Origin of the sequence: Citrobacter sp. wls829 (assembly GCF_005280825.1) — a bacterium.
GTDB classification, from domain to species: domain Bacteria; phylum Pseudomonadota; class Gammaproteobacteria; order Enterobacterales; family Enterobacteriaceae; genus Citrobacter; species Citrobacter gillenii.
On sequence record NZ_SZWP01000041.1, the window covers coordinates 43,085 to 49,719 of the forward strand.

A 6,635-nucleotide genomic window follows, 5' to 3' on the forward strand; every position below is an offset into this window, starting at 1 on the left:
TTTTGCCATGCCATGGATCCAACTGAAACTGAACACCACCGGTGCTAATGCAGAAGAGTTGAGCGATGCGCTGATGGAAGCGGGTGCCGTTTCTATCACCTTCCAGGACACGCATGATACGCCGGTGTTTGAACCACTGCCGGGCGAAACCCGTCTTTGGGGTGACACCGATGTAACGGGTCTGTTCGATGCAGAAACCGACATGAAAGAAGTGGTTGCCCTTCTGGAACAGCATCCGCTGCTCGGTGCGGGGTTTGTGCATAAAATTGAACAACTGGAAGATAAAGACTGGGAGCGCGAATGGATGGATAACTTCCACCCAATGCGCTTTGGCGAACGTCTGTGGATTTGCCCAAGCTGGCGCGATGTGCCGGATGAGAACGCCGTCAACGTGATGCTGGATCCAGGTCTGGCGTTTGGTACCGGCACCCACCCAACCACCTCTTTGTGTCTGCAATGGCTGGATGGCCTCGACCTGAACGGAAAGACGGTGATCGACTTTGGTTGCGGTTCCGGCATTCTGGCTATTGCAGCGCTCAAATTGGGTGCAGCAAAAGCCATTGGTGTAGACATCGATCCGCAAGCCATTCAGGCAAGTCGCGATAATGCGCAGCGTAATGGCGTTTCTGACCGCCTGGAACTGTACCTGCCACAGGATCAGCCAGAAGCCATGAAAGCCGACGTGGTGGTTGCCAACATCCTTGCTGGCCCATTGCGTAAACTGGCACCGTTAATCAGCGTGTTGCCGGTTGAGGGCGGCTTACTGGGCCTTTCCGGTATTCTTGCCAGCCAGGCGGACAGCGTCTGCGAAGCCTACGCCAATCTCTTTACGCTCGATCCGGTGATCGAGAAAGAAGAGTGGTGCCGCATTACTGGCAGGAAAAAATAAACTCCCCTCGTGGCCTCTTCGGTTTTTTGTACATCCCGCACAACGTCCCTGCGCTAGAATATTTGCTTAACTCATTGAAGTTAAAAACAAATAAATACTAACCATTCACTGGACGAATTGTATGAAAACAACTTTTGGTAAGGCGGCGCTGTTGGCGCTAAGCATCATGCCCGCAACGGTTTTTGCATCTCACTGGAGCTATGAAGGAGAAGGCTCTCCTGAACACTGGGGCGCGCTCAGCGAGGAGTACAAAACTTGCCAGGCCGGAATGAACCAATCCCCCATCAACATTGACACAACGCTTACAGCTCATCTCCCACCGCTTACCATTCACTATACCGATGGACCGGCCACGCTCATCAACAATGGCCATACCATTCAGGCGGGTCTAAAGGCCTCGACCAAAGATAGCGTTACCATTGATGGAATACCATTCATCCTCCAACAGTTCCATTTTCACGCCCCCAGCGAAAATACCGTTCATGGCAAACATTACGCCATGGAGGCACATCTGGTGCACAAAGATGCAAAAGGTGATGTTGCCGTCGTCGCAGTCATGTTTGATATCGGGACAGAAAACGCAGAGCTAAATAAACTGTGGGCAACAATGCCCGAACAAGCTGAGCAGGACGTCAGAGTAACCACGCAGATGGATCTTAATGCACTGCTGCCCATCGATAAGACTTACTGGCGCTTTAGCGGTTCTCTGACAACCCCTCCCTGCACCGAAGGCGTAACCTGGATTATCCTGAAACACCCGATGACGCTTTCAGAAGTACAGCTTAAAAAATTCACTCAGACTATGCATCACAACAACAACCGGCCAGAACAACCGCTCAATGGCCGCGTGATCGTGGAGTAATCTTCAGAACCAGCTCAGAAGGCGTCTGCGAAGACTACGCCGATCTCTTTACACTCGATCTGGTGCTCGAAAAAGAAGAGTGGTGCCGCATTACCGGTCAAAAAAATCTTTACGGCGTGGTTCTCTGGCTGCGCCATTTTCAGACAATACACCAGCCAGTAATCCCCCACCCCAACGCTAAAATACTCAACATAGTCATTTGATTTTATTTATTTTTAAACACAGGCATTTACTGGGTGAATATATGTATCTAATCCGTGTTAGAACAACGCTGCTGTTGGCATGCCTCATGTCCTTTTCAGTGCAGGCATCGTCATGGGGATATAGCATCGGAGATACCTCCCCTGAACATTGGGGGGAAATCAACAACGAGTATAAAAGTTGCCAGACCGGGGTAAATCAATCCCCTATCAATATTCAGCCCAGCGATACCAGCAAACTTGGGCTCCCTATACTCACCATGCAGTACACCGATAGCCCAGTAAGGTTCCAGAGCATCAATCATACGCTTCAGGCGACGATGAACAGCTATACCCCTGATACCCTCAACATTGACAATCAGCTTTACTATTTAAAGCAATTGGATTTTCACGCACCGAGTGAACACACCATCGAGGGGAAAAACTACGCGATGGAGCTCCAGCTGCTCCACAAAAATCAGCAAGGTGACACCGTTATTGTGGCTGTCATGTTTGATGTTGACGAGCCGAATCAAGCCATTCAAAACTTGTGGGAATCCTTTCCAACCATGGAAGGTAGCAACATGCCCATCTTCTCACCGGTCAACATCAACCAACTTTTGCCCGACAATAAAGTCTACTGGCGCTACAGCGGCTCATTGACGATTCCGCCATGTAGTGAAAACGTTACCTGGATTGTCCTGAAAACGCCAATATCCCTCTCAACCGAACAGCTTGAAAATTTCAGGTACATCGTAGGACATATGAACAACCGTCCACTGCAACCACTGAATGGTCGCGAGGTTGAGGACAGCCAATCAGGCAACACCGAGATCCTGTACTAAAATGAGGTGACGATCACACAATGTCCCGATAATTTGCTGATTAATTCAGCAGATTATCTTGCCAGTATCTCCAGGCGATGAAGAAAAAATGAGAAGTTACGCAAAATTATATGCGTATATAAAACAGACACATTTTTATAATCCAATGATTTATATAATTAATTATTTTCATCCGTTCACATTTACGGCAATTCATTGATCCACCTCAGTGGATTGGTCAAAGTTTGGCCTTTCATCTCGTGCAAAAAATGCGTAATATACGCCGCCTTGCAGTCACAGTATGGTCATTTCTTAACTCATGCGTATCGGACAATATCAGCTCAGAAATCGCCTGATCGCAGCACCTATGGCTGGCATCACTGACAGACCATTCAGGACGCTGTGCTATGAGATGGGAGCAGGATTGACGGTATCCGAGATGATGTCTTCTAACCCGCAGGTTTGGGAAAGTGATAAGTCTCGTTTACGGATGGTGCACGTTGATGAACCAGGAATTCGCACGGTGCAAATTGCCGGTAGCGACCCTGTTGAAATGGCCGATGCCGCACGTATTAACGTGGAAAGCGGCGCCCAAATTATTGACATCAATATGGGGTGTCCGGCTAAAAAAGTGAATCGCAAGCTTGCAGGTTCAGCCCTCTTGCAGTACCCGGATTTAGTGAAATCGATACTAACCGAGGTCGTCAATGCAGTGGACGTTCCTGTCACTCTCAAGATTCGCACCGGCTGGGCTCCGGAACACCGTAACTGCGTAGAGATTGCCCAACTGGCTGAAGACTGTGGCATTCAGGCTCTGACCATTCATGGACGCACCCGCGCCTGTTTGTTCAATGGAGATGCTGAGTACGACAGTATTCGGGCAGTTAAGCAGAAAGTTTCCATTCCGATTATCGCGAATGGCGACATTACTGACCCGCATAAAGCCAGAGCTGTGTTCGACTATACGGGGGCTGATGCCCTGATGATAGGCCGTGCAGCTCAGGGAAGACCCTGGATCTTTCGGGAAATCCAGCATTATCTGGACACTGGGGAGCTGCTACCCCCCCTGCCTCTGGCAGAGGTGAAGCGCTTGCTTTGTGCGCACGTTCGGGAACTGCACGACTTTTATGGTCAGGCAAAAGGGTACCGAATTGCGCGTAAACACGTATCCTGGTATCTCCAGGAACACGCTCCAAATGACCAGTTTCGGCGCACATTCAACGCCATTGAAGATTCCAGCGAACAGCTGGCGGCGTTGGAGGCATACTTCGAAAATTTTGCGTAAACAGAAATAAAGAGCTGACAGAACTATGTTCGAACAACGCGTAAATTCTGACGTACTGACCGTTTCTACCGTTAACTCTCAGGATCAGGTAACTCAAAAACCCCTGCGTGACTCGGTTAAACAGGCACTGAAGAACTATTTTGCTCAACTGAATGGTCAGGATGTTAATGATCTCTATGAGCTGGTACTGGCTGAAGTAGAACAGCCCCTGTTGGACATGGTGATGCAATACACCCGCGGTAACCAGACCCGTGCTGCCCTGATGATGGGCATCAACCGTGGTACGCTGCGTAAAAAACTGAAAAAATACGGCATGAACTGATACTAATCAGTTAAATGTTTGTTTTAAAAGGCGCTACTCGGCATGGGGAAGCGCCTTTTTTATAAGCATCATAAGGAGGCTTTGACGATGAACGCAGGATGTGAACCCGTCTATTTTGGCGATGAATCGAAAAAGATAATCCACGGTGATGCGCTGACCGAACTGAAAAAACTGCCGTCTACAAGCGTCGACCTCATTTTTGCTGACCCACCTTATAACATCGGCAAAGATTTTGACGGGCTCGTAGAATCCTGGGACGAAGAGACCTTTCTGGCATGGTTGTTTGAGTGTATTGATGAATGCCATCGAATACTCACGCCGCAGGGTACCATGTACATCATGAACAGTACGGAGAACATGCCGTATATCGACCTCAAATGTCGCCAGCTTTTCACCATCAAAAGCCGCATCGTGTGGTCCTATGATAGCTCGGGAGTCCAGGCCAAAAACTTCTTTGGCTCAATGTATGAGCCTATCTTGATGATGGTCAAAGACTCGAAAAGCTATACCTTTAATCGTGATGACGTTCTGGTTGAGGCTAAAACGGGCGCCAAGCGCGCGCTAATCGATTACCGAAAGAACCCACCTCAGCCGTACAATCATCAAAAGGTGCCCGGTAACGTCTGGGATTTTCCCCGCGTACGCTATCTGATGGATGAGTACGAAAACCACCCGACCCAAAAACCTCAGGCGCTGTTAGAACGCATTATTCTCGCGTCCTCCAACCCGGGTGAGATTGTGTTAGATCCGTTCGCAGGAAGCTTCACCACGGGCGCGACGGCAGTGGCGTTGAATCGCAGATTTATCGGTATCGAAGTCAATGATGAATACGTAAAAATGGGGATTAGAAGACTGAGCATTAGCTCCCACTTTTCAGAAAATGACCTTGCAAAGGTCAAAAAGCGAAAGACAAAAAACCTGTCTAAAAAGAGCCGATTAGCTGAAAAGAACAACTAATTTCAACAAAGTAAAAGCATTGTAAGTCTGCTTTTCAGCATAGAGATTTCGTGTATATTCCCTGCACGCTTGGGTATGAATACACAGGATTTGGTAATGATTCGCAAGTATTGGTGGCTGGTTGTTTTTGCTGTCTTTGTTTTTCTTTTTGATGCCCTACTCATACAGTGGATTGAGTTAATGACAACAGAGCATGATAAGTGCCGGAATATGAACTCGGTGAATCCCCTCAAGCTGGTCAACTGCATCGACCTTGAATAACCCATCCGCTAACGCGCGTTTCCAGCCGTCATGCCATGGCGGCTGACTGCGATCAGCCGAATCTACCCTACCTGATTTTCACGCTCAACAAATTGCATCACACAGCCATCGGGACTTAGCATTTTTAATACGTTATCGACTAATACTGGCGCCTGTTCATAAAGATCATAACTGACTGGATTCATTAACCAGTTTTTTATTATCCCACTAAAGCTTCCGTGTAAAATAATCAGGATAACGTCTAAATCCAGACTGGTGGCGATAAGATTTTCATCCATACATTTCTGTAATGAATCACGTATTCTTTGATGGCAAAGGCCTATTTTATCGCGAATATCCTGTTCCGATATCATATCGTTATGGAATTCACATTTATGATATAAAATTTGCATTAATGCCTGCTGGCGGGGGATTTTTGCAATATATTGCAAACCCACGACTAATTTCTCCCGTAGCCTCTGTAGCGGATTGTCACCCCAACGTCCGATGAGTTGGTCCTGAATAAGATCGCGCAAGGGAGGTTGCTGCAGCCAAAGCTCATTAAACAGTTGACTCTTATTGTCGAAATGCCAATAGATTGCACCTCGCGTCACGTTAGCGGCATCCGCTATGTCATTAAGCGTTGTATTGCCGACACCCCGTGCCGCAAACTGTACAATCGCCGTTTCAATCAGGTGCTGGCGCGTTTTGAGGGCATCAGCTTTCGTTTTTCTCGCCATGGTTCGAATGCCTGAGACAGAGTAGGGAATGATAAACTTTCTTATCTAATATTTACTGTACGGAATTAATGTATCACTTAGCCTTTATTTAGACGAGTTCTAAAACATTTCATTACATACACTCAGCACAAATAAACAATGTGAATAAAATGAAAAAATACATTCACCAATGCAATACCTATTTCTATATGTGTTAATGCAAGTCATAACATGACTAATCTTCGCTTAATGAAAGGGCAGTTGTTTCTTCTTTTTTTGTTTTTATGTGCCGTGGATTACGCCGCAAAATAAGTATTGCTTACATCGCAAGCTAAGGAAGGTGCGAACAAGTTCCTGA

At 47.3% G+C, this 6,635-nt stretch carries 8 protein-coding genes and 1 pseudogene; 8 read left to right on the plus strand and 1 reads right to left on the minus strand.

Going from position 1 to position 6,635, the window contains the following annotated elements; translation table 11 throughout:
- Positions 1-7 precede the first annotated feature (7 nt).
- The 8 genes and pseudogenes from prmA (FDW88_RS05535) (at position 8) to FDW88_RS05570 (ending at position 5,579) form a co-directional block, all read left to right on the plus strand.
- Positions 8-889 carry a 50S ribosomal protein L11 methyltransferase gene (gene prmA / locus FDW88_RS05535; protein ID WP_137362176.1) on the plus strand — a complete coding sequence of 294 codons (882 nt, stop codon included), beginning with the start codon at positions 8-10 and terminating at the stop codon, positions 887-889.
- 121 nt (positions 890-1,010) lie between these two features.
- A complete protein-coding gene (locus FDW88_RS05540; RefSeq protein WP_137362177.1) occupies positions 1,011-1,751 on the plus strand; it encodes a carbonic anhydrase in 741 nt (246 codons plus the stop codon).
- A gap of 17 nt (positions 1,752-1,768) precedes the next feature.
- Positions 1,769-1,858 (plus strand): annotated as a pseudogene (prmA, locus tag FDW88_RS22660) (50S ribosomal protein L11 methyltransferase); the annotation flags it as partial.
- Between the two features lie 137 nt (positions 1,859-1,995).
- Positions 1,996-2,775: a carbonic anhydrase gene (locus tag FDW88_RS05550; RefSeq protein WP_137362178.1), complete on the plus strand. Its 780-nt coding sequence runs from the start codon at positions 1,996-1,998 to the stop codon at positions 2,773-2,775.
- A 298-nt stretch (positions 2,776-3,073) separates the two neighbouring features.
- Complete coding sequence (dusB, locus tag FDW88_RS05555; RefSeq protein WP_096755457.1) at positions 3,074-4,039, plus strand: tRNA dihydrouridine synthase DusB; 966 nt, start codon at positions 3,074-3,076, stop codon at positions 4,037-4,039.
- 25 nt (positions 4,040-4,064) lie between these two features.
- Entirely contained in the window at positions 4,065-4,361 is a 297-nt protein-coding gene (gene fis / locus FDW88_RS05560; protein WP_000462905.1) for a DNA-binding transcriptional regulator Fis, read from the plus strand.
- An 87-nt stretch (positions 4,362-4,448) separates the two neighbouring features.
- Positions 4,449-5,318 (plus strand): adenine-specific DNA-methyltransferase, encoded by an 870-nt coding sequence (gene yhdJ / locus FDW88_RS05565; RefSeq protein ID WP_137362180.1) that lies wholly within the window; start codon positions 4,449-4,451, stop codon positions 5,316-5,318.
- A gap of 96 nt (positions 5,319-5,414) precedes the next feature.
- A complete protein-coding gene (locus FDW88_RS05570) occupies positions 5,415-5,579 on the plus strand; it encodes a DUF2556 family protein (protein ID WP_048213464.1) in 165 nt (54 codons plus the stop codon).
- A gap of 62 nt (positions 5,580-5,641) precedes the next feature.
- Here the strand turns inward: FDW88_RS05570 and envR are convergent, their stop codons facing one another.
- Entirely contained in the window at positions 5,642-6,298 is a 657-nt protein-coding gene (envR, locus tag FDW88_RS05575; protein ID WP_096755455.1) for an acrEF/envCD operon transcriptional regulator, read from the minus strand.
- Positions 6,299-6,635: the final 337 nt, after the last annotated feature.

Coding starts and splice junctions, on each gene's coding strand:
- FDW88_RS05550 (WP_137362178.1), top strand. CDS start 1,996: ATGTATCTAATCCGTGTTAGAACAACGCTGCTGTTGGCATGCCTCATG.
- envR (WP_096755455.1), bottom strand. CDS start 6,298: ATGGCGAGAAAAACGAAAGCTGATGCCCTCAAAACGCGCCAGCACCTG.
- fis (WP_000462905.1), top strand. CDS start 4,065: ATGTTCGAACAACGCGTAAATTCTGACGTACTGACCGTTTCTACCGTT.
- yhdJ (WP_137362180.1), top strand. CDS start 4,449: ATGAACGCAGGATGTGAACCCGTCTATTTTGGCGATGAATCGAAAAAG.
- prmA (WP_137362176.1), top strand. CDS start 8: ATGCCATGGATCCAACTGAAACTGAACACCACCGGTGCTAATGCAGAA.
- FDW88_RS05570 (WP_048213464.1), top strand. CDS start 5,415: ATGATTCGCAAGTATTGGTGGCTGGTTGTTTTTGCTGTCTTTGTTTTT.
- FDW88_RS05540 (WP_137362177.1), top strand. CDS start 1,011: ATGAAAACAACTTTTGGTAAGGCGGCGCTGTTGGCGCTAAGCATCATG.
- dusB (WP_096755457.1), top strand. CDS start 3,074: ATGCGTATCGGACAATATCAGCTCAGAAATCGCCTGATCGCAGCACCT.